Annotated in this window: 17 protein-coding genes; 3 read left to right on the forward strand and 14 right to left on the reverse strand. The window is 70.8% G+C overall.

What is annotated here, in order from left to right; translation table 11 throughout:
• Nucleotides 1-117: 117 nt before the first annotated feature.
• Complete coding sequence (locus ABIE45_RS20565) at nt 118-1,179, forward strand: LacI family DNA-binding transcriptional regulator (RefSeq protein ID WP_192709191.1); 1,062 nt, start codon at nt 118-120, stop codon at nt 1,177-1,179.
• A 337-nt stretch (nt 1,180-1,516) separates the two neighbouring features.
• On the opposite strand, the gene ABIE45_RS20570 is transcribed toward ABIE45_RS20565, so the two are convergent.
• On the reverse strand, nt 1,517-4,093 hold the full coding sequence (locus ABIE45_RS20570; protein ID WP_192709190.1) for a CheR family methyltransferase: 2,577 nt from the start codon (nt 4,091-4,093) through the stop codon (nt 1,517-1,519).
• A gap of 38 nt (nt 4,094-4,131) precedes the next feature.
• Nucleotides 4,132-4,386 (reverse strand): hypothetical protein, encoded by a 255-nt coding sequence (locus ABIE45_RS20575; protein ID WP_192709189.1) that lies wholly within the window; start codon nt 4,384-4,386, stop codon nt 4,132-4,134.
• 93 nt (nt 4,387-4,479) lie between these two features.
• Between ABIE45_RS20575 and ABIE45_RS20580 the strand changes: the two genes are divergently transcribed.
• Nucleotides 4,480-4,608: a hypothetical protein gene (locus tag ABIE45_RS20580; RefSeq protein ID WP_373622508.1), complete on the forward strand. Its 129-nt coding sequence runs from the start codon at nt 4,480-4,482 to the stop codon at nt 4,606-4,608.
• Nucleotides 4,609-5,151: 543 nt separating this feature from the next.
• On the opposite strand, the gene ABIE45_RS20585 is transcribed toward ABIE45_RS20580, so the two are convergent.
• Genes ABIE45_RS20585 through ABIE45_RS20595 form a run of 3 tightly spaced genes read right to left on the reverse strand, consistent with a single transcriptional unit; the run spans nt 5,152 to nt 8,896 of the window.
• Nucleotides 5,152-6,897 carry an ABC transporter ATP-binding protein gene (locus tag ABIE45_RS20585; RefSeq protein ID WP_192709188.1) on the reverse strand — a complete coding sequence of 582 codons (1,746 nt, stop codon included), beginning with the start codon at nt 6,895-6,897 and terminating at the stop codon, nt 5,152-5,154.
• An 11-nt stretch (nt 6,898-6,908) separates the two neighbouring features.
• Nucleotides 6,909-7,655, reverse strand: coding sequence for a siderophore-iron reductase FhuF (gene fhuF, locus ABIE45_RS20590; protein WP_192709187.1), 747 nt, complete (start codon nt 7,653-7,655; stop codon nt 6,909-6,911).
• Nucleotides 7,652-8,896, reverse strand: a complete 1,245-nt coding sequence (locus ABIE45_RS20595; protein ID WP_192709186.1) for an MFS transporter — start codon at nt 8,894-8,896, stop codon at nt 7,652-7,654. Before ABIE45_RS20595 ends, fhuF begins: the two co-directional genes overlap by 4 nt.
• 217 nt (nt 8,897-9,113) lie before the next feature.
• Here ABIE45_RS20595 and ABIE45_RS20600 point away from each other — a divergent pair, with 217 nt between their 5' ends.
• Nucleotides 9,114-9,332 (forward strand): hypothetical protein, encoded by a 219-nt coding sequence (locus ABIE45_RS20600; protein ID WP_192709185.1) that lies wholly within the window; start codon nt 9,114-9,116, stop codon nt 9,330-9,332.
• Between the two features lie 156 nt (nt 9,333-9,488).
• Here ABIE45_RS20600 and ABIE45_RS20605 read toward each other — a convergent pair whose 3' ends face one another.
• The 9 genes from ABIE45_RS20605 to ABIE45_RS20645 form a co-directional block, all read right to left on the reverse strand.
• Entirely contained in the window at nt 9,489-11,036 is a 1,548-nt protein-coding gene (locus tag ABIE45_RS20605) for an ABC transporter permease (RefSeq protein ID WP_192709184.1), read from the reverse strand.
• Nucleotides 11,036-11,716, reverse strand: a complete 681-nt coding sequence (locus ABIE45_RS20610; protein WP_192709183.1) for an ATP-binding cassette domain-containing protein — start codon at nt 11,714-11,716, stop codon at nt 11,036-11,038. The genes ABIE45_RS20605 and ABIE45_RS20610 overlap by 1 nt, the downstream gene beginning before the upstream one ends.
• Nucleotides 11,717-11,720: 4 nt before the next feature.
• The gene (locus ABIE45_RS20615) at nt 11,721-12,611 is read right to left on the reverse strand and encodes a putative selenate ABC transporter substrate-binding protein (RefSeq protein ID WP_192709182.1); all 891 of its coding nucleotides are present in this window, start codon (nt 12,609-12,611) and stop codon (nt 11,721-11,723) included.
• A 161-nt stretch (nt 12,612-12,772) separates the two neighbouring features.
• Nucleotides 12,773-12,991: a hypothetical protein gene (locus tag ABIE45_RS20620; protein WP_192709181.1), complete on the reverse strand. Its 219-nt coding sequence runs from the start codon at nt 12,989-12,991 to the stop codon at nt 12,773-12,775.
• A gap of 120 nt (nt 12,992-13,111) precedes the next feature.
• Nucleotides 13,112-14,419, reverse strand: a complete 1,308-nt coding sequence (locus ABIE45_RS20625; RefSeq protein WP_192709180.1) for an adenylate/guanylate cyclase domain-containing protein — start codon at nt 14,417-14,419, stop codon at nt 13,112-13,114.
• Entirely contained in the window at nt 14,419-15,831 is a 1,413-nt protein-coding gene (gene hflX / locus ABIE45_RS20630) for a GTPase HflX (RefSeq protein WP_192709179.1), read from the reverse strand. The genes ABIE45_RS20625 and hflX overlap by 1 nt, the downstream gene beginning before the upstream one ends.
• Nucleotides 15,832-16,154: 323 nt before the next feature.
• Nucleotides 16,155-16,406: an RNA chaperone Hfq gene (gene hfq, locus ABIE45_RS20635; protein ID WP_007563033.1), complete on the reverse strand. Its 252-nt coding sequence runs from the start codon at nt 16,404-16,406 to the stop codon at nt 16,155-16,157.
• A 186-nt stretch (nt 16,407-16,592) separates the two neighbouring features.
• Nucleotides 16,593-17,957: a sigma-54 dependent transcriptional regulator gene (locus tag ABIE45_RS20640; protein ID WP_192709178.1), complete on the reverse strand. Its 1,365-nt coding sequence runs from the start codon at nt 17,955-17,957 to the stop codon at nt 16,593-16,595.
• Nucleotides 17,954-20,317: a PAS domain-containing sensor histidine kinase gene (locus tag ABIE45_RS20645; protein ID WP_192709177.1), complete on the reverse strand. Its 2,364-nt coding sequence runs from the start codon at nt 20,315-20,317 to the stop codon at nt 17,954-17,956. Before ABIE45_RS20645 ends, ABIE45_RS20640 begins: the two co-directional genes overlap by 4 nt.
• Nucleotides 20,318-20,652 lie beyond the last annotated feature (335 nt).

Consider the following 20,652-nt stretch of genomic DNA (forward strand, 5'->3'; position numbering starts at 1 on the left):
TCTCCGATCCGGCCGGCCCTAGACTGACCGATCGGACGAGGCCGCGTTCGGGCTTCGCGCGGCACCGCGCGTCTCGGGCGCGCCGGCCCTGCCGGGCGAACCGGGGCTGAGGTGACGATGGGCCAGATGACGATCAAGGATGTCGCGCGGCGGGCCGGCGTGAGCTTCCAGACGGTCTCCCTGGTCCTGAACCATCCCGAGAAGGTCGCTCGGACCACGCGCGAGACCATCGAGGCCGCCATGCGCGACCTGGAATTCGTACCGAGCCTCGCGGCCCGCTCGCTGCGCAAGAAGCCGAGCCGCAGCATCGCCTGCGTGTTCGCCGTGGGCGCCCGGCCCGACGACGCGGCCGGCCTGATGCAGGAGACCGACGAGGGCATCCTCCTGCAGGCCTTCGCGACCGTGACCGACCAGCACGGCTACACGCTGATCCACCGGCGCTGGTGCCGCGACGCTCCGGACGGCTTGAGCCGGATCACCGGCTTGGTCAGCGAGGCCCGGGTCGACGGCATGGTGGTCTTCGCGGAGTGTCGGGACGATCCGCTGATCGCGATGCTGCAGGCCAAGCGCTTCCCGTTCGTGGTGTTCGGCCTCGACGCGCCCGGCGCGCATTTCGCGGCGCGGGCCGAGCGCGACGCGGTCTACGAGGCGGTGCGCTACCTCGCCCGGACGGGCAGCCGGTCGATCTGCTTCCTCAAGGGCGCGCAAGACCGGCGGCGGTCGCCGACCGTCGCCGAGCGGTTCCGGGGCTACCGGGACGCCCTGGCGGAAGCGGGGCTGCCCCTGCGCGACGATCTCGTGGTCCCGTGCGGCTGGTCATCCGAGGACGGCCATCGCGCGACGCTCAGCCTGCTCGACCGTCCGGATCGACCGGACGCGATCGTGGCGGCGGACGACCGGGTGGCGTTCGGGGTGCTGAAGGCGCTGCACGATCGCGGCGTCCGCGTCCCCGGGGCGATCCGGGTCGTCGGCTTCGACAATTGCGTCCAGAGCGCCTTCACGATCCCGAGCCTCACCTCGATCGAGGGGCCGACCCTGGAGATGGTCCGGTTCGCCTTCGCGACGCTCGTGGAGGTCATCGAGGGCACGCGCACGCCGGACGACCTCGCGCAGAAGCTGTTCCCCACCCGCCTCGTCGTGCGCGAGTCCACGGAGGCTGGGACACGGCCGCAGCTTTAATGGTCGAAATCCGACGCTTGGTACCCGCCGTCAGGTCTGCTTGCGACCCAACCCAGCCACTTAGAGCGCGGGGAGCACCTCCCATAAGCGGGCATAACCTCGGCCGACAGGCAACTTCGGCTCGGAGTGGCAATCGGAGCTTGGTCTGCTGCCGGATAGCTAACGTTCTACCTTCGGCCGTAGTCGGCGACAGGATTCGCTCTCTGCTGTACCTTAAAGGCGGCTGGGCCCTGCAAAGCCGTAGCAACCTTGCCACGCTCGCGCAGTCTCCTGTGTCTGCGTCGCGCCAGTGCGTGTGGGCTGCCGAGGCCCCAGGCGCGGCGTGCAAACCGGTCGGTCATTCCTGCTCGATCAGGTTCGTGAAGTTGGCGACGATCCCGGGCATGCGGCTGCCCTTGCGGGTCGCGGCCATCAGCCGGACCCGGTAGCGGGCGCCGTCAGCCCCCTCGATCGTCCGCTCGGAGGGCCGGTTCACCGCCAACACCGTCGGGATCTCGTCCAACATCCACGCCAGGGGAATCGGCGCAGAGAAGTTGCGCAGGGACCGCCCCACGTCACTCGGTTGTAGGCCGAAGATTTGCGCCGCCGCGTTGGTGAACATGCGGATGTGGAGATCCGGAGTCAGAAGCACGCTTGCGACGTTCATGCCCTCAAACAACGTGGCCTGATCGTCGGTTAACTGATCTATGGCCTCAATCTTGCATGTGAGTTCGGAATTAACCGTCTGAAGTTCCTCGTTCAGAGACTGTGTCTCCTCCTTCGACGCCTCCAGCTCCTCGTTTGCGGCCTGCATCTCCTCGTTGACCGAGTACAGCTCCTCGTTCGACGATTTGAGTTCCTCGAGGGAGGTCTCGTATTCCTCGATCACAGCCTGGAGCCGTTCCCGCGTCACACTCAATTCACGCTCAAGGCCCTGCAGCGCCGTGTCCCGCTCGTTCGCCTCCAGCGCCTGCTGGCGCTCCTTCTCGATGGGGGCAGCGGCCTCGTTGAACACGACCAGGAAAAGCGGCTCGATCGCGCCGGGCGTGTTCAGCGGCTTGACCACCAGGGAGATCGACTGGAGACGGCCGTCCGGCAGTTCGACGCCGATGCCGCCACGCGAGACCAGGGTGTTGCCCTCGATCGCCTCGCGCAGGGCTGTCCGGAGATCCAGGCGCAAGCCCTTGCGCGCCATCGCGGCCAGTTCCCGGGTCGGCTGGCCAGGCACGACTTCCAGGTGATCGCCGATCCGCGACGAGTAGTGCACGGCCTCGCCCGTCCGCGTCACGACCGCGTGCGGCGGTGTGAACTCGGACAGCATCTGCGTCTCGACTGCGTGCCGCAGGGCAGCGTGCGTCGTCACGTGGCGCCGGTACGGCTGGCCGGTACTCGTGAAGGTCGGCGTGTCCGGCCCTGACATCGGCGGCAACCGCGCCGGCGGGATCGCGTCGCGAGCCTGGAAGATGCGGTTCCGCTTGTCGATCGTCTCGAACAGGTCCTCGAACCGCGTGACGTTCTCGGCCATCCCGATGAAGAGGTAGCCGCGCGGCCGCAGGGCGTAGTGCAGCACCGGCATCAGCTGCTGCTGGGCCTCGACGCCGAGGTAGATCATCAGGTTGCGGCAGGAGATGAGATCGAGGCGCGAGAACGGCGGGTCGCGCAGCACGCTGTGCGGGGCGAACGTGCACAGGTCACGCACGGCCTTTCCGACCACCGCGCTGTCGCCCTCGACGCTGAAGTGCTGCGCGATCCGCTCGGGAGAGACAGCATCAAGGTAAGCCCTCGGGTAGCGGCCGGTCCGGGCGACCGCGAGCGCACGCTCGTCGATGTCCGTGGCGAAGATCTGCACCCGCGGCGGATCCGCCATGGTGAGCATGTTCTCGCGCAGGAGGATGGCCAGGGAGTAGACCTCCTCGCCGGTCGAGCAGGCCGGTACCCAGATCCGCACGACATCGGTCGCCGCGCGTGCGTCGAGCAGCTTCGGGATGACCTGGGTGGCCAGGGCCTCGAAGGCGGCGGTGTCGCGGAAGAAGTTCGTCACGCCGATCAGGAGGTCCCGGAACAGCACCCCGACCTCGGCCGGGTCGGCACGCAGCAGCTTGAGGTAGCCGTCCGGCCCGGCCGCGCCGACGATGCCGATGCGGCGCTGAAGGCGGCGCACGAAGGTGCTGGGCTTGTAGCCCGAGAAGTCGTGGCCGACCTGGCGGCGGAGGATGGCGAAGATCTCGGTGAGCAGCTCGGCGTCGAGCCCCCGCGCGACCGCGTCGGCCTGGGTGGCCAGCGCGTCCGGCGCGGCGGCGAGGTGCGCGGCGGCGTGCGCGGCGATCCGGTCGCCCATCCGTTCGGCCATCTCGCCGAAATCGACGAAGCCGGTCCGGAGCGAACTGAGCGGCATGTCGGCGGTCTCGGGGCCGTAGCCATCCGCGGTTTGAGCCAGGGTCAGGCCACCGTGCTCCTTGATCGCCTTGACGCCGATGGCACCGTCGCCGTCGCCACCGGACAGGATCACGCCGACCGCGCGCTCGCCCTGGTCGAGGGCCAGGGCAGTCAGGAAAAGGTCGATCGGCTTGGTCTCGCGGCCCGTTGGCCCCAGCGGCGTCAAAGTCAGCCGGCCGCCCGCGATACCCATGACGAAACCGGCCGGCATGACGTAGACGCGGCCCGGCCGGACCGGCACCCCGTCGGCGGCGTCCTCGACCTCAAGCGGCGTGAACCGGGCTAGCACGTTCGGAAGCTGGCTTTTATGTTCCCGACTGAGATGCGTGACGACCACGAAGGCAGCCCTGAGCGTCTCGGGCACCCCACGGAAGAAGCTCCGCATCGCCTCGATGCCGCCTGCGGACGCGCCGATGCCGACAATTGGAAAGTGGTCTTGGTCCATCACCGCGTTCTGAGCCCTCGAGTCGATGCCACCCCGTTCGTCGGGTTTCAGCATCCTGCGTTCTCACCCGATGTTGAGGATGACCGCGCGGATCAGCCGTCCTGCGTGGCCTCCTGCACGACGTAGGCGAGGCAGCGGGCTCGGGCTTCGGGACTCTTCAGCCGCGCGAACAGGCGCAGCAACGCCACGACCTGAGCCGGATCACCCATCGCCATCACCGCAGTTGCGATGTCTGGGGCCTCATCCGGTTTGTCTGTGAGGAAAGCCGCTACGGGAACGCCCAGGGCGTGCGCAATGCGGTCCAGTGCGTCAGTGTCACAGCCGGACTGCGGATCGTCGCCGTTCATCTGGCCCCTCCACTGGCGCCTGCGGGCCGTCGATCAATGCGTTGCGAGCCCGACCGCCTTCGGTCCGAACGCTCTCGCGATGCGACGGCCGACATGATGGAGCACCTGACCGAGGAGGTGGCGCGTTCGGGCGTCGGGCTCATCTTCCGCGGCCTCGTAGGCTTCGATGAGGCACTCCACGAGATGCTGCGAGGGCGCAACGTCGTCGCTGAGCGTCGCTGAGCCAGCCATGGAGTTCGACTGCACCCGTGAGCGCCGGACGAGCTCACGCGATGCATCCAGCGTCCGCCTTGTTTCCTCGGCCGCCGCACGCAACTCGCGGGCAACCTCAAGGCTCCGATCTGCGAGATGGAGGCGGTGATTCATCGGCGTTCCAAACGTCGCAGCATGCCCAAGCGTCGATCAACTTTGGGCTTGACCGTCGATCATGCTCTCAATTTCTAGATGCGGCAAACCTGAGTGAACTGCGGCTCGGTCAGACGAGAGACATCCGCCACTGCATGGCTCGCAATTCGAGGCACATGCTTGATCGGCTCTGCCCCCCTGGAGGCGGCCCTCTCTAGAGGGCGAATGGGGGCGTGCGGGGGAACGACGATGACGTCCGCTCTTTTGCGCTGCTGCCCGAAAGCCGACAGGCGGAAATCCACCCCTCTCGGACGCCGCGAGTAAGGACCGAGCGTCGGATTTCGACCACGCGTAGGCTGCCGCAAAGACGGGGATGCTGCTGCCTGTCCGGCCTCTATCCGGTCGGTGCCGCGTGCCGCCCTACTCCGCGGCGAGGACCGGGTTGCCTTCTCCGCTCCCGAACTGGGCCGCGTGCAGGCGGCTGTAGGGGCCTGCCGCGGCGAGAAGCGCCGCGTGCCGGCCCGCCTCGACCACGCCGCCCTCCCCCAGAACCACGATCCGGTCGGCGTCCCGGATGGTGGCGAGGCGGTGGGCGATCACCAGGGTCGTGCGCCCGCGGGCGAGCTCGGCGAGCGCCCGCTGGATCTCCCGCTCGGTCTGCGTGTCCAGCGCCGAGGTCGCCTCGTCGAGGATCAGGATCGGCGGGTTCTTCAGGAACACCCGTGCGATGGCGAGGCGCTGCTTCTGCCCGCCCGACAGGCGCACGCCGCGCTCGCCCACCACCGTGTCGAGCCCCTCCGGCAGGCTGTCCAGGAGCGCGCCGAGCCGGGCGCGCCGGGCCGCCGCGTCGATCTCGGCCTCGGTGGCGTCGAGGCGGCCGTAGGCGATGTTTTCGCGGATCGTGCCGGCGAACAGGAACACGTCCTGCTGCACGATGCCGATCTGGCGGCGCAGGCTCGCCAGGGTAATGGCGCGGATGTCGATGCCGTCCACGGTGATGCGGCCCGCCTCGACCTCGTAGAAGCGCGGCAGCAGGGCGCAGAGGGTGGTCTTGCCGACACCCGACGGGCCGACGAACGCCACCGTCTCGCCGGCCGCCACCGCGAGGTCGAGGCCGGTGAAGACCGGGCGGCCGGGGCCGTAGCCGAACCCCACGCCCTCGAAGCGGATGTCGCCGCGCAGGGATTCGACGGCGCGGGCGTCCGGCCGGTCGGTGATGTCGGGTTCGGTGGCGAGCAACTCCTGGTAGCGGCGGAAGCCGGCCACGCCTTTCGGGTAGGTCTCGACCACGGCGCCGATCTTCTCCAGCGGCCGGTAGAACACCCCGACCAGCAGCAGGAAGCCCACGAAGCCGCCGGGCGTCAGGTCGCCCCGGACCACGAAGGCGGCGCCGCCGAGGAGCACGGCGATCTGGACGAGGCGCAGGCCGAGATAGTTGATCGACAGGCCGGCCGCCATCAGCCGGTAGGCCTCGAGCTTGGTGTCGCGGTACCGGGCGTTGTCGCGGGCGAACAGGGCGCGCTCGTGGGGCTCGTTGGCGAAGGCCTGGACGACCCGCATCCCGCCGACATTCTCCTCGATCCGGGCGTTGAAGGCGCCGACCCTTCCGTACTGCGCCTGCCAGTTGCGGGTCATGCGGCCGCCGTAGCGGATCGACACGAAGGCGATCACCGGCAGGATCGCCGCGGTGATCAGCGCCAGCGGCGCGTGGACCATGAGCATCAGCGCGAAGGCGCCGAAGAGCGTCATGATGGCGATGAACAGGTCCTCGGGCCCGTGATGGGCGACCTCGCCGATCTCCTCCAGGTCCTTGGTCACCCGGGCGACGAGGTGGCCGGTCTTCTGGCCGTCGTAGAAGCGGAAGGAGAGTTTTTGCAGGTGGTCGAAGGCCCGTTCCCGCATCGTGGTCTCGATGTTGATGCCGAGCACGTGGCCCCAATAGGTGACCACCACCATCAGTCCGGCATTGGCGACGTAGACCAGCGCCAGAGCCGCGGCGGCGAGCACGATCAGGCCCCAATCCTGTCGGGGCAGGAGGCTGTCGATGAAGCCCTTCACGGCCACCGGGAAGCCGAGCTCCAAGAGGCCCGACAGCACCGCGCAGCCGAAATCCACCAGGAACAGGGTCCGGTACGGCCGGTAATAGGCGAGGAAGGCCTTCAGCATCGCGGCTCGGATCAACTCTGGGCGGCGCAGGCGGCGGGGCAGAGCGCGCCGCAGGACGGCACCCCCGGCAGGCGGTGGCGCAGGCAGCAGACGCGTCGCCGCCGGCAGCCCGCGGCGCCCGGGCAGAGCGCCTGCGACAGGGGGCTCCTAGCGCAGGCCGGGCCGGCGCGCCATCCGAGGCAGGACGCGACGTCGTCACAGGCCGCCCCCGCCCCGTCTCCGAGCGCAGTGTCGAGTTCGCGGGCGACGTAGTCGAGGATCACCGCGGCATTGCCCCAGAGGACCCGGGGTGCGATCCCGCAGCGGGCCTGGCACAGCTCCACGAACGGACGCAGATGGGCCTCGACCAGTCCGGCGAGGCCGGGCGCCGGGTCGCAGCCGATCTCCGCCTCGGGGATGAGGAAGCGGACGGGGCGGCCAGTCGCGTCGAGTTCGAGGCGCAGGGCGTCGAAGGCGAGGGGCAGCGGCCGGCCGAGGCGCATGAGGGCGGTCAGGGCGGGGGTGGCCAGCGCGGCCAGGTAGAACTGGCTCCAGTACGAGACCAGGACGCGTCGGTCGGGAAGCGCGCAGGCGGTGCCGCAGCCGGTGCCGCCATCCTGGCCGAGCCCCGCCGCGAAGGCCGAGAGGGTCGCGTCGAACAGGTCGGGGTCGCGCAGCGCGCAGAGTGGCAGGGCCTGCGCCCCGCCGGGCCCGGCCGCGACGCCGCCCCGGTAGGCCGCGAGGGAGTCGGGGACCTGAGCGGCGACCTCGGCGATCATCGCGCCGCCCCGTCGGCCCGCAGGGTCCGGCCCACCGTGACGGCGAGCCACGCCACCGCGGCGGCGTAGAGCGGCAGGGTGGCGGCGAAGTAGCCCGGCCAGCCGATCCAGCCGGCGAGTGCCGGGGCGGCCACCCGCAGCGGCATGGCGGCGAAGAAGGCGGCGCCGAACAGAAGCGCGTAGTCGGTGGCGGGCTTCGGCCCCTGGGCCCAGCGGTAGATCATGTTGAACACCGGTACGCCCAGGAACCCGCCGGCGACGAAGTTCAGGATCGTGGCGGCGACCCCGAGATCGGCCGATCCGGCCGCGCAGGCGGCAGCCATCAGGGCCCCGGAGGCGAGGACGCCGAGTGCCCCCGCGGCGATCAGCCGGACCGTGCCGAACCGGGCGGCGAGCCCGCCGGCCGCCAGCGCCATGACCAGGTTGATCGCCGGCAGCACGGTGCCGGTCAGGAAACCGACCTGCGCGAGGGACACGCCGAGATCGAGGAGGGCCAGGGTGTTGGGCCCGGCCAGCAGGTAGGAGGCGGCGAAATAGGCCCCGAGCGCGAGCACCCGGCCCGCCAGCAGGCGCAGCCGCGCGAGCGACCCCGCCCATCGTTCCGGGCTGCCCCCGGCGCCGTGACGCCGGGTCTCTGGGTAGCCGAGGATCGGCAGGAGGCAGAGGACGTCGAGGGCGGCGCAGGCCAGGACCGCGCCGCGCCAGCCGAGGCTGTCATAGGCGCCGACCAGCACGCCGACGCCCAGGATGCCGCCGAGGGAGGCCCCGCACAGCTTGGCCGAGGCCATGGGGGCGCGCTGCGCCGCCGGCACGGTCTCGACCACCAGGGCTTCGAGGGCGATGTCCATGGTCGCCACGCAGGCGCAGGCCGCGATCGCCAGGGCCAGGAGCGCCGGGAGCGGCCAGTCCTCGCCGAAGCTCAAGGTCGCCAGCAGGAGGATCGCCGCGCCCTGCGCGGCCGCGATCCAGCCGATCCGGTGCGCGAGGACAGGCACGCGCAGGCGGTCGAGGAGCGGCGCCCAGAGGAAGGTCAGCCCCACCGGCAGGTTGATGAGCTGCAGCAGCCCGACCTCGGCCAGCTCCACGCCCCGCGCCCGCAGGATCAGCGGCGCCCCGCCGGACAGGAAGCCGAGCGTGGCCCCGAAGGACACGTACAGGCAGAAGAACGGCGCCAGCGGGCGCAAGGCCGCCAGGGTGTCGACGACCCGGGTCCCGAGGGCGAGTCCGGCGGACACGGTCACCGCGGCCGGGATCCGGCGCTAGGGCAGGCGGCCGCTCGAGGGCTGCAGTTTATAATCACACTAATCTATTGATTTGCCTTGGGTTTTTCTGTTTAGGCGCCGCCGGTGCGGCGATCAAGCCGGGGCGGCCCGCCGCATCGCGCCGCACCGGCCGCGCCCCGGTATTAACCCTTCGTCAACCATGTTCCGGGCAGATTTTCCCATGGAGGGATCAGCCATGCCGCGACGCCGGGACTTCGACGCGCTCAGTGAGGCGCAGATCGCCGTGGGCCGGATCCAGAAGCGCTGGGTCGAGCCGAAGGCCCAGTTCCGTCCCACCGCACCCCAGGCGGTGGCCGACCTGCTCGACACGATCCAGCACGTGGCCGAAGCCGCCACCGGCGAGCGCAGCTTCCTGCACCTGCGCCCCGAGGCGGGCCGGCGCCGCGGCCGCTGAGACGGGGCGGCGGTCAAGGCCGGTCGCGTCCGGATCCACCTTCCTCAGCCAGAGCCGCCCGAAGCACCGCGCGGGCCGGAAGGCGCCGCGGAGGCCGGCGCTGCCGGACCGGCGACGGACGGGATCAGCCGGGACCGAGCACCGAGCCGGCGCCTTTCAGCCGTCCGCCGCCTCCGCCCCGGTGATCGGCTGCGGCCCGGAGAGCCGGGTCGGCAGGGCGTCGATCCGGAGGGACCGGCGCAGCGCCCGCGAGAGCGCGTCGACCGCCATCGTCACCAGGGCGGTGGCGGCGATCAGCACCAACGCCACGTCGAGGCGCAGCTCCGAGATCGCCGCATCGACGTAGAAGCCCAGCGTCGTGACCCCCAGGATGCCGAAGATCGCGCTCTCCCGCAGGATCAGCTCCCAGCGGTAGAGCAGGTAGGCCAGGAACTGCCCGTAGAGGCGCGGCACGGTCTCGTAGGCGTAGAGGTCGAGGCCCCTTGGCGCGTCGGCCCGGTAGGGGATCGCGTCGGCGTGCCGGCCCATCAGGTAGGCGACGATCCCGGCATTGTGCAGCGCCAGCGCGAGGATCGCCGGCAGCATCGAGGGGCCGAGCAGCTGCAGGCAGACATAGGCCAGCATGTATTCCGGGGTGGAGCGCACCACCACGAGGAGCGCCCGTCCGAGGGGATGCCCGAGGCGGCCGGCGAAGCGCCGTGCGGTGAGCGGGAACAGGACCAGCGCCCCGAGCGCCGTGGCCGCGAGCGCGATCTGCGCCAGGATCAGGGTCTGGGCCGTGCCGGGCAGGATCTGCTCGGTCACGATCGGGCGCAGCCAGGACCAGAGCCGCGCCCAGGTCTCCCCGTCCGCGAGCGACGCCCCGCGCAGCGGCGCCGGCACGACGTCTTGGCCGAGGAAGCGCGCGAGGCTCGGGCCGATGGCCGCGCTGCCGATGGTCGGCGGCAGGGCCAGGGCGGCGCCGACCAGTAGGACGGGCACGGTCCGGGCCCGCACCCAGAGCCGGCGGGTGCCGATCAGCGCGTAGAAGATCAGCAGCAGCGCCCCGGCCTCGGCGTAGCGGCCCTGGCGGAACGCGGATTCAAAGGCGAAGCCCATGGTCGGCAGGCCGATGAAGCCGAGCACGAGGCTGGAGCGCAGGCCGCATTCCAGGCGGTAGAGGGTGTAGTCGCGCATCCGCCCGGCGACCTCGGGCAGGCGGGCGTACAGGAAGGCCGAGACCGCGCCGGTGCCGGCGGGCAGAACCCGGACGGCCGCGAGGTCGGCCTCCTCGATCAGCTCGGCATAGACCTTGGCGCAGATGCCCGCGTAGGGCAGCGCGATGGCGAGCACGCCGGTGGTCGCCGAGAGCCCGAACACCTGCATCAGCAGCAGCGCCCAGAACAGCTCGTGCACCGCGCGGATCCCCGCGCAGGCTAGCCGAACGATCCGCGAGCGCGCGAAGGGGATTGCCAGCAGGAGCCCCGTCCCGGCCCCGAGCCCGACGCCGAGCATGGCGAAGGCCACGGTGTAGAGGACGCTCCAGCCCTCGACCGCGAGGAAGTCGGGCCGGATCAGGCCGCCGAGCAGGCGGGCGAGGTCGGCGAACGGATGGAGTGTCGTGACCTGCAGGTCCGCCGCCAGCAGTCCGGCCAGCGCCGCCGCCAGGAACCAGCGGCTCACCGCCGCGTAGCCGGGCCGCGGCAGGAACGCGGCGGGCCGCATCAGGCGGCCTCGTAGAACGGGCTGAGCCGCGCCGGGTCGAGATCCCGCGCCGGCGCGTCGAGGACGATCCGGCCGGCTTCCAGCACCACGATCCGGTCGGTATGGGCGAGCGCCAGGGCCACGTCGTGGAGGGCCAGGATCAGGGTCTCGTGGCTCGCCGCCAGCGCGGTGAGGATCCGCGCGCCCTGCTGGCGGTCGAGCGCCGAGACCGGCTCGTCGCCCACCAGGATCGGCCGGCCGTTGTACAGGGCGCGGGCCACCGAGACGCGCTGCTGCTGGCCGCCCGACAGGGCACCGGCCTTCGCCCAGAGCTTGTCCGCCAGCCCGACCCGGTCGAGGACCGCCTCCACGGCGGCGACGTCGGCCCGGGCCGGGCGGACCAGAGTGCGCAGGTTGTGCAGGGTCGAGCGCCGGTCGAGGCGGCCCATATAGACGTTGTGGAACACCGAGAGCGGCCGCACCAGGTCGGCCGCCTGGGGCACCAGCGCCACCCGCTCGGGCGCCTGCTCGTGGATCAGGCCGATCAGGGTCGACTTGCCGGCGCCCGAGCGGCCCATCAGCGCGACGCGCTCGCCCGCCCGCACGGTCAGGTCGATCCCGGAGAGCACCGGGCGGCCGCTATAGGACGCCGCAGCATCGGCGAGAACGATCGCCGCCCGGGATCCGGTCCCGCCTGACACGGCCCTAGTCCAGCAGGCCGGTCGACCGGCCGACCTCGAGCAGGGGCGCGTAGGCGGCGTTGGTCACGGGCACGAATTTTGAGCGCCCGAACGGCTCCAGGATCGCCGGATCGGTGATGCCGGTCAGGGCATTCCGCAGCTTGTCGGTGAAGCCGGCCCCGTAGGTCTGCTCCACCTCACCCCGCACGGTCCACTGGTAGTCGGGGAAGGCCGGGCTCTCCCAGATCACCGTGACGGCGTGTCGGTCGACCTTGCCGGCCTTCGTCTCGAGGTCCCAGACCGAGTAGTCGACGGCGCCGACCGCGAAGGCGCCGGACTGGACCAGCTGGATCGTGCGGGTGTGGTCGCCCGAGAAGCCGACCCGGGGGAAGACCTGGTCGGGGCTCCGCCCCGGGAAAGCCTGCCGGATGAAATACTCGGGCATCAGCCGCCCGGAGGTCGAGGCCCGGGCCCCGAACGTGAAGGTCTTGCCGGCGATGTCTTTCGGGAAGTCCCTCCCGGGCTTCAGCCCGCTGGCGTCATTGGCGATGAGGTAGGTCTTGAACGCCGCGTCCTCGGCGCCCTGCGCGATCGCCTGCGAGCCCGGGACGGCCTTGCGCGCCTGGACGCCGGTGAAGCCGCCGAACCACGCGAGCTGCACCTGCCCGTTGGTGAAGGCCGTGACCGCCGCCGGGTAGCTCTTCACCGGGATGTAGCGCACCGGCACGCCGAGCCTGGCTTCGAGATAGGCTGCGACCTTGCCGAAGCGCGCGACCAAGCGGCTCTCGTCCTGGTCGGGGATGCCGGTGAAGACGAGGGGCGGGACCGCCTTGTCCTGCGCCCGCGCCGGAACCGATGCGGCCAGAGTCACGAGGCACCCGAGGGCGAGGCGCCCCAACCATCCCGATCCCGGCATCGATCCCTCGTGGCGCCGCGCCCGTTACGGAGGGGCGCTCGATCCGGTGACGGGCGTAGCAGAAGCCTGCTCGCCCGCCACCGTCCGGCACGACGGATCGCCGAAAACCGGCCGAACCGTAAGGTGTCGGATGTCCGATCAGCCCCGCGTGGCTGGACGGATCAGCGGTGGTGGCGATGATGGTGGCGGTGCATCCGGTGGGCGCGATGCCGCATCATCCGCGATTCCATCCGGGCGTTGCGGTGCATGCCGCCGAAGCGGCCGTTGCCCTGCGCAGCCGCGTTCCGGTCGAGGCCGTCGCCCGGAGAGGCGAGGCTCGGACTGGCTGCGCCGAGGACGAGGCCGAGCGCGAGCGTCGCGCCGAGAATGATCTTGTTCATGGGACGAATGTCTCCCCGCGACCCTGCGCCGCGCGGACCGAACGGATCAACATCGGCCGGGTTCCGGCATCGCCCTGGATCGCGCCGCGACATCCGCGCCGCGACATCCGTGCCCCGCCGTCACGCCGCGAGGGCGAACAGCGCGAGCGGCTCGGGCAGCCGCGCCTGCGGCACCGGAACGGCGCGGAGGCCGGCGGGGAGCGCCCCGTCGAGCAGATCCAGGAAATCGCCCGAGGCCGCGACCTCGATCTCGGCCGCCTTGGCCTGGGTCTCGATCCGCGCCAGGGCGTTCATCGCCGGACCCAGCACCGTGTATTCGGCCCGGACGCCGTCGTCGAAGACCCCGACCAGAAGGTCGCCCGCGTGCAGAGCGACGACGAGGCGCAGGGTGAACAAGCCCTCCCGCGCCCGCGCCGCGTTGAGGGCGGCCATCCGCCGGCGGATCGACAGGGTGCAGGCCAAGGCCGCCTGCGCCTGCGCGCCGGGCTGGCCGAACACGAACTGTGCCAGCACCGCGTCACCGATATACTTGTCGACGACGCCGCCCTGCTCCGACACCGCCGCCTGCGCGACCGCCCGGACGGCCAGCAGCGCCGTCACCATCGCCTCGGGCGGGTGCTCGCGGGAGAGCCGCGAGAAGCCGCGGATGTCGAGGATCATCAGGCAGGCGTGGCGCCGGTGGACGCCGAGCGCCGAGTCCCCGTCCTCGGCGGCGAGGTCGAGGGCGACCGTGTCGGGCACGAACCGCGCGAGCTGGGTCCGCTCGTGCTCCATCCGCAGGGCCCGCGTCACGGCGGCGCGCAGGCGGGTCGTGCCGTCGACCACCAGCAGGCCCGCCGCCGCGAAGGTGGCGAGGCCCGTGATCTGCGCGGTCGGGAACGTGTCCGGGCCGGGGAACAGCTCCGGATACAGAACGCCGACCAAGAAGGCCACGCTCCAGCAGGCGGTGACCAGGCCGCAGAACAGCAGCGTCTGCGCCACCCGCATGCTCAGGCCGGTCTGGAGCAGGAGCAGGAAGGCCGGCAGGCGGCTCACCGCGTCGGCGCCGAGGCCGGCCCCGCCCCCGGCCAGCATGTGCTCGATGATGACGTAAACGGCGAGCCCGGCATTGAGCAGCGTCCCGGCCCAGCTATAGGCCTCGGCGCGCGGGCCGCCGCTCCGCTCGCCCAAGCCGAACCAGACCGTGCCGAGCCCGTAGAGGCCGAGGATGAGCCAGTGGCTCAGGGCGTGCAGCGAGCCGTCATAGGCCTGGGCCGCCATCAGCAGAACCAGCACGATCACGACCCGCAGGCCGAGCAGCCGCAGGCCGCCGCCGGCCTGCATGGCGCGCAGCACCGCCTTGTCGTCCGATCCCGGATCCACCCGGCCCTCGGCCGGCGGGTCCTGAAGGACGGGAAGCGGCAGGTTGCCGACGCTGCCCGAGACCATCAACCGCCCCGGCCGAGGCGCCGCGCCGCCGCGAACCGGTTGAGGAAGCGCGGCTCCTTCTCGGGAGCGATCCGCACCGCGAGGTGCAGGGTGCCGTCGGCCTCGGCACGGCGGTCGAGGATCTCGGCATTCTCGTAGAGCCAGTTCAGCGCCGCCCCGTCCTCCGGCGGCAGCGCCACGGCGAAGCTCGCCCGGTTGCGCCCGATCCGCGCCTCGATCCGGGCCGACAGCGCGGCGAGCCCCTCCCCGGTCAGCGCCGAGACCAGGACCGGCGCGGCGCTGTCGCGGTCGTTGCGGGTCTTGGCCTGGCCGCTGAGGTTCAGGAGCCGCGTGCGCTCGTCGTCGTCCAAGAGGTCGGCCTTGTTCCAGACCTCGATGATCCGGTCGGCGCTGGTCTCGATGCCGAGCTCGCGCAGCACCGCGCCGACATCCTCGGCCTGAGCCTCGGAGTCGACGTGGGAGACGTCGCGCACGTGCAAGAGCACGTCGGCCTCGATGGCGTCCTCCAGGGTCGCTCGGAAGGCGGCGATCAGGGGCGTCGGCAGGTCGGAGATGAAGCCCACCGTGTCGGACAGGATCACGGTCTCGCCGTGGGGCAGCTTGGTCGCCCGGGCGGTGGGGTCGAGGGTCGCGAACAGCATGTCCTTGGCGGTGACCTCGGCGCGGGTCAGGGCGTTGAACAGGCTCGACTTGCCGGCGTTCGTGTAGCCCACCAGCGCCACGATCGGGTACGGCACCCGCGCCCGGCTCTGCCGGTGCAGGCCGCGGGTGCGGACCACGGCGTCGAGGTCGCGCTCGATCCGGGTCATGCGCTCTTGGATCATGCGCCGGTCGGCCTCGATCTGGGTCTCGCCGGGGCCACCCAGGAAGCCGAAGCCGCCGCGCTGGCGCTCCAGGTGGGTCCACGAGCGGACGAGCCGGGACTTCTGATAGGCGAGGTGGGCGTGCTCGACCTGGAGCGTGCCCTCGCGGGTCGAGGCGCGCCGCCCGAAGATCTCCAGGATCAGGCCGGTGCGGTCGATGACCTTGGCGCCCCAGGCCTTTTCCAGGTTGCGCTGCTGCACGGGCGAGAGGGCGCAGTCCATCACCACGAGGCCGATCTCGCGGGCGCGGATCAGGCCGGCGATCTCCTCGACCCGGCCCTTGCCGAGATAGGTCGAGGGCCGGATCCGCGGCAGGCTGATCGCGAGGCTCTCGAGAACGTCCAGCTCGATGGCGGCGGCAAGTCCGGTCGCCTCGTCAAGCCGCGCCTCGACGGAGCGGGTCGGCGCGGCCGGTCCGTACCCGGCGCCGTGCGCGCTGCGCGCGAGGTAGGGGCCGATTACCAGGGTGTGGGTCGCCGCGGCGATCTCGCCCTCGGGGGCGGCCTGCGCCTGGAGGCGGGCTTCGCCGGACGTCAGCGTTTCGGTCATACGGCCTTTGGCGCCGCCGGGGCGCCGGCAGCTTCGTTCGAGAACTCGGATTCGACAGAATGGGGATGCGGACGGGCCGGGCCAAGATGCCGGGCGGGAAACGCAGCGGATATCCGCAGCCGCCGCGTCATCCCGGGGCCGCGCAGCGGAGCCCGGGATCCAGACCCGCCGCCGTGCCGGATTCCGGCACCTATCGTGTTCATGGATTCCGGGCTCGCCTGCGGCACCCCGGAATGACCGCGCGGGTCGCCGACGCGCGGCCCGTGGCTACGCCCGGAAGACGATCATTCCCGACGCGGCCCCACCCTCGCCCATCGTAAAAATCACGCCTTCTCGGCGGTCTCGTCCGGCTCGAACAGCTGCACGGGATGGCCCGGCATGATCGTGGAGATCGCGTGCTTGTAGACCAGCTGCGAGTGCCCGTCCCGGCGCAGCAGCACGCAGAAATTGTCGAACCACGTCACCACGCCCTGGAGCTTGACGCCGTTGACGAGGAAGATGGTCAGCGGAATCTTGTTCTTGCGGACATGGTTGAGAAAGGTGTCCTGAAGGTTCTGTGCGCGTTCGCCCGCCATCTTCTTGGCCTTCTTGTTGTCCCGGATCGAGCCGCCCGGGATGGGTATGCCGCGGGCCGGATTGTCCGGTCATCCCGCCCACGGCTTTGTATACAAGCACCATGACTTGGCGAAAGCGTGGGCGCAAGCAACCCCCGCGCCGGAATCATCCGTGACGGATCGGCACCGCTCTCACGCCCCCGCCCCTCAGGGGCCGATGCCGAGGGACTTCAACTTCCGGTGCAGGGCCGAGCGCTCCATGCCGATGAACTCGGCAGTGCGGGAGATGTTGCCCGAGAACCGCGCGATCTGCGCCACGAGGTACTCGCGCTCGAAGATCTCCCGGGCCTCGCGCAGCGCGAGGCTCATCAGCTTCTCGCCGCCCGCGCCCCCGGGGGTGGTCGGCACCAGGGCGCCGATCTCGGAGGGGAGCATCTCCGAGGTGACCTCCTGCTCCGGGTCGGCCTGCGTGAGGATCATCAGCCGCTCGACGTTGTTCTTGAGCTGGCGGACATTGCCCGGCCAGTTGTGCGACTGCAGCACCGCCATCGCGTCCTCGGCGATCCGGCGCTTGGGCAGGCCGGTCTGGGACGAGATGTTGTCCATGAAGAACTGGATCAGCTCGGGCACGTCCTCCCGGCGCTCCGACAGGGCCGGTACCCGGATCGGCACCACCGAGAGGCGGTGGAACAGGTCCTCGCGGAACCGGCCGGCGGCGATTTCTTCTTGGAGATCCCGGGACGAGGACGAGATGATCCGCACGTCGACATGCACCCGCGTCGTGCCGCCGACCCGCTGGAAATTCTGGTCGACCAGGACGCGCAGGATCCGGTTCTGGGTCTCGCGCGGCATGTCGGCGACCTCGTCGAGGTAGAGGGTGCCGCCATGGGCCTCCTCCAGGGCGCCGACCCGGCGGCCGCTCTCGCCCTCGACCCCGAACAGCTCCGCCTCCATGGTCTCGGGCAGGATCGCGGCGGCGTTGAGCAGCACGAACGGACCGTTCGCCCGGGCCGAGGCCTTGTGCAGGCTGCGCGCGGCCAGCTCCTTGCCCGAGCCCAGTGCGCCCGTGATCATCACCCGGGCGTTGGTCGGCGCCACCCGGTCGAGCGTCTGGCGCAGCTGGTTGATCGCCAGCGAGCCGCCGACGATGCGGTTGGCCGACCCTGACCGCGCCGTCAGGTCGCGGACCTCGCGCCGGAGCCGGGAGGCCTCCAGCGCCCGCTCGGCCACCAGGATCAGCCGGTCGGCCTTGAACGGCTTCTCGATGAAGTCGTAGGCGCCCGCCTTGATCGCCGAGACCGCGGTCTCGATGTTGCCGTGGCCCGAGATCATCACCACCGGAAGGTCGGGATTGGCCGCCTTGATCAGGTCGAGCACCTGCAGGCCGTCGAGCCGGGAGCCCTGCAGCCAGATGTCGAGGAAGACGAGGTGCGGCCGGCGCGCCTCGATGGCGGCGAGCGCCTCGTCCGAGCCGCCGGCCGTGCGGCAGCGGTGGCCTTCGTCGTCCAGGATCCCGGCGACGAGGTCGCGGATGTCGGCCTCGTCGTCGACGATCAGGATATCGGCGCTCATGCGTGCATCTCCGCGATCCGGGGGGCCGTCGGCGCGGCGCCCTTCTCCTCTGTCGTGACGGGACTGGCTTCAGACGGCGCCGCAGCCGGTTCGGGCCCGTGCTCGCGCGGGACCCGCATCCGGACCTGGCCGCCGCGGCCGGCGGGATTGTCGTTCAGCTCGATCCCGCCGCCGTGCTCCTCAAGCACCTTGCTGACGATAGCAAGCCCCAGTCCGGTCCCACCCTCGCGGGTGGTCATGTAGGGCTCGAGCAGGCGCTGGCGCCCCTCGGCCGGAAATCCCTTGCCGTTGTCGGTGACGGCGATCACCGCGAACCCGTCCTCGACGGCGAGGCTCAAGCTGATCTTGCCCTTGCCGAGCTCGGCCTCCGGCACCTCGGCCACCGCCTCGACGGCGTTCTTGAGGATGTTGGTGATCACCTGGCTGAGCAGCCTGATGTCGAAGGCCGCCACGATCTTTTCCGCACTCCCCGCGCCGCCCTGGGCCGAGAACGCGAAGTCGATGTCCGGGTGCGCCACGCGCATCATGAACAGGTTCTGCTTGGCGATCTCGGTGAGGTCGTTCGGCGCGATGGCGGGCTTGGGCATCCGCGCGAAGGCCGAGAACTCGTCGACCATGCGCTTGATCTCGTCCACTTGGCGCACGATCGTGGCGGTGCACTGATCGAACACCTCCTTGTCGGCGGTGATGACCTTCCCGTACTTGCGCCGGATCCGCTCGGCGGAGAGCTGGATCGGGGTCAGCGGGTTCTTGATCTCGTGGGCGATGCGGCGCGCCACGTCGCCCCAGGCGGAGCTGCGCTGCGCCTGGACGAGGTCGGTGATGTCGTCCAGCGTCACCACCGAGCCGCGGGACGCGCCCTGCGCCTGCTCGCTCGTGACCCGCACCGTGATGGTGCGCTCGCCCCGGGACCGGGTGAGCTGGACCTGCTGCTGCTGCAGGCTGCGCGGGCGCGCCTCGCTCTCGGCGAGCACGGGCGCGAGTTCCGGCACCGCCTGGGCGAGGGACTGGCCCACCAGGGCGTCGCTCTCCAAGTCGAGCATCCGCTCGGCCGCCGGGTTGGCAATGGTGACGAAGCCCGCTGCGTCGAGGCCGATCACCCCGGGCGAGACGCCCGAGAGCACGGCCTCGGTGAAGCGGCGGCGGGTGTCGATCAGGTCGCTCGCGGCGATCAGGCCGGCATGCTGGCGGCGCAGCTCCTGGGTCATCTTGTTGAAGCTCTCGCCGAGATGGGCGAGGTCGCCGCTGGTCTTCTTGGTCGGCACCTGGGCGTAGAAATTGCCCGACGCCACCTGGTCGGCGGCGTTGATCAGCCGGCGGATCGGCGCCACGAACCGGTTGGCGAAGTTCATGCCGAACCACACGGCCGAGAGCAGCGCGATCAGCGCGATCAGCAGGAACACCGACGCGAAGGTGATCTGGATCGAGCGCCGCAGCGAATCGTAGGTGAGGTACTCGGCCGCCGCCGCCCGGGACACGCCGGGGAAGTCGATGGCGAGCTGGCTGACCTCGCGCTGCACCATCAGCACGGCGTCGTCATAGGCCGGCATCCGCATCAGCGCGGCGAAGACCCGGCCTTCGGTGGGCAGGAGGCAGATCGGGTCGGCCGAGTTGGCCGCATCCTCGAAGGCCGCCGCCGAGGGCAGCCGGTTGGTCTTCAGGACGTCGATCTTGGCCCGCGCCACCACCTCGGTGGGGCCGCGCATGATCTGCGCCACCGGCAGGCCGAGATTGGTCGCCCGGGTCGTCAGGAAGGTCTGGAACCAGTCCCGGTTCACATCGAAGTTCGGCCGAGCGCGGGTCAGGTCGTCGGCGAGGATGCGGATCTCGCGGGCGAGGCTCTGGCACTGGTTCTCCTGGTAGGCGTCGGCCACCTCCACGGATTTCAGCACCACGTCGCGGACCCGGTCGGTGAAGCCGAGCGACAGGCCCCGGTCGATGGTCACGGACGCCACCACGGCGAGCAGAATCGTCGGCAGGATCGCGATCAGCGAGAACAGCCCGACGATGCGGGTGTGCAGGCGCGCCACCGCCGCGTTGGCCTTGCGGGCGTGCAGGAAGACCCGCGCCTCCCAGGCGATGATGACGGCGAGGCCGAGCACCAGGGCGGCGTTGATGGCGAGCAGCGTCACGCCGTAGGCCGGCGTCGGCGTCACCCGGATTACCCCGGCCAGGATCAGGAAGGTCGCCAGCGCCGAGACCAGGGCGGTGACCACCATGGCCGCGCCGATCCAGCCCGGACCGCGCGGGCCCGGCTTCAGGGACTCCGCCAGGGGCGCGCCCGGGCCCACCCCCTCCCCGGACCCTTCGGGTTCGGGCGACGGGCCTTCCTCTTTCCGTAAGCGTCTCAGGAACGGCATGACTGGTGCAGGGCCACAACAGTGTGGCGGAATTAATACGAATCCGGATCAGATGGACGCCGCAAAGCGGACCCGAACTCATCGGATCGCAGTCGAACGCGACCGGCCGCGCCCGTCGACCTTCGGCATCGGCAAGGATCCTCGACGCCGCCGCAAAGCATAGCTCCACGGCTTGGCCGCCTCGAAGACGGGCGCTAAGAAAAATCGCGAACGGCGATAAGAGCCATGACCGATCTGATGTGTTGAACGATGTGCGTGAGCGCCCGGACATTATCATTCTTATCTTTGGATGAGCGGAAATGTTATTCGTAACGACGGACAATGCGCGGCGCCTC

The organism is Methylobacterium sp. OAE515 (assembly GCF_041806315.1).
Classification (GTDB): Bacteria; Pseudomonadota; Alphaproteobacteria; order Rhizobiales; family Beijerinckiaceae; genus Methylobacterium; species Methylobacterium tardum.

Bases quoted from the DNA above. Each gene is read 5' to 3' on its own strand.
- ABIE45_RS20565 (WP_192709191.1), top strand. From the start codon at position 118: ATGGGCCAGATGACGATCAAGGATGTCGCGCGGCGGGCCGGCGTGAGC.
- ABIE45_RS20640 (WP_192709178.1), bottom strand. From the start codon at position 17,957: ATGAGCGCCGATATCCTGATCGTCGACGACGAGGCCGACATCCGCGAC.
- ABIE45_RS20625 (WP_192709180.1), bottom strand. From the start codon at position 14,419: ATGGTCTCGGGCAGCGTCGGCAACCTGCCGCTTCCCGTCCTTCAGGAC.
- hflX (WP_192709179.1), bottom strand. From the start codon at position 15,831: ATGACCGAAACGCTGACGTCCGGCGAAGCCCGCCTCCAGGCGCAGGCC.
- ABIE45_RS20580 (WP_373622508.1), top strand. From the start codon at position 4,480: ATGATGGAGCACCTGACCGAGGAGGTGGCGCGTTCGGGCGTCGGGCTC.
- fhuF (WP_192709187.1), bottom strand. From the start codon at position 7,655: ATGATCGCCGAGGTCGCCGCTCAGGTCCCCGACTCCCTCGCGGCCTAC.
- ABIE45_RS20620 (WP_192709181.1), bottom strand. From the start codon at position 12,991: ATGAACAAGATCATTCTCGGCGCGACGCTCGCGCTCGGCCTCGTCCTC.
- ABIE45_RS20585 (WP_192709188.1), bottom strand. From the start codon at position 6,897: ATGCTGAAGGCCTTCCTCGCCTATTACCGGCCGTACCGGACCCTGTTC.
- ABIE45_RS20570 (WP_192709190.1), bottom strand. From the start codon at position 4,093: ATGCTGAAACCCGACGAACGGGGTGGCATCGACTCGAGGGCTCAGAAC.
- ABIE45_RS20600 (WP_192709185.1), top strand. From the start codon at position 9,114: ATGCCGCGACGCCGGGACTTCGACGCGCTCAGTGAGGCGCAGATCGCC.
- hfq (WP_007563033.1), bottom strand. From the start codon at position 16,406: ATGGCGGGCGAACGCGCACAGAACCTTCAGGACACCTTTCTCAACCAT.
- ABIE45_RS20645 (WP_192709177.1), bottom strand. From the start codon at position 20,317: ATGCCGTTCCTGAGACGCTTACGGAAAGAGGAAGGCCCGTCGCCCGAA.
- ABIE45_RS20615 (WP_192709182.1), bottom strand. From the start codon at position 12,611: ATGCCGGGATCGGGATGGTTGGGGCGCCTCGCCCTCGGGTGCCTCGTG.
- ABIE45_RS20605 (WP_192709184.1), bottom strand. From the start codon at position 11,036: ATGCGGCCCGCCGCGTTCCTGCCGCGGCCCGGCTACGCGGCGGTGAGC.
- ABIE45_RS20575 (WP_192709189.1), bottom strand. From the start codon at position 4,386: ATGAACGGCGACGATCCGCAGTCCGGCTGTGACACTGACGCACTGGAC.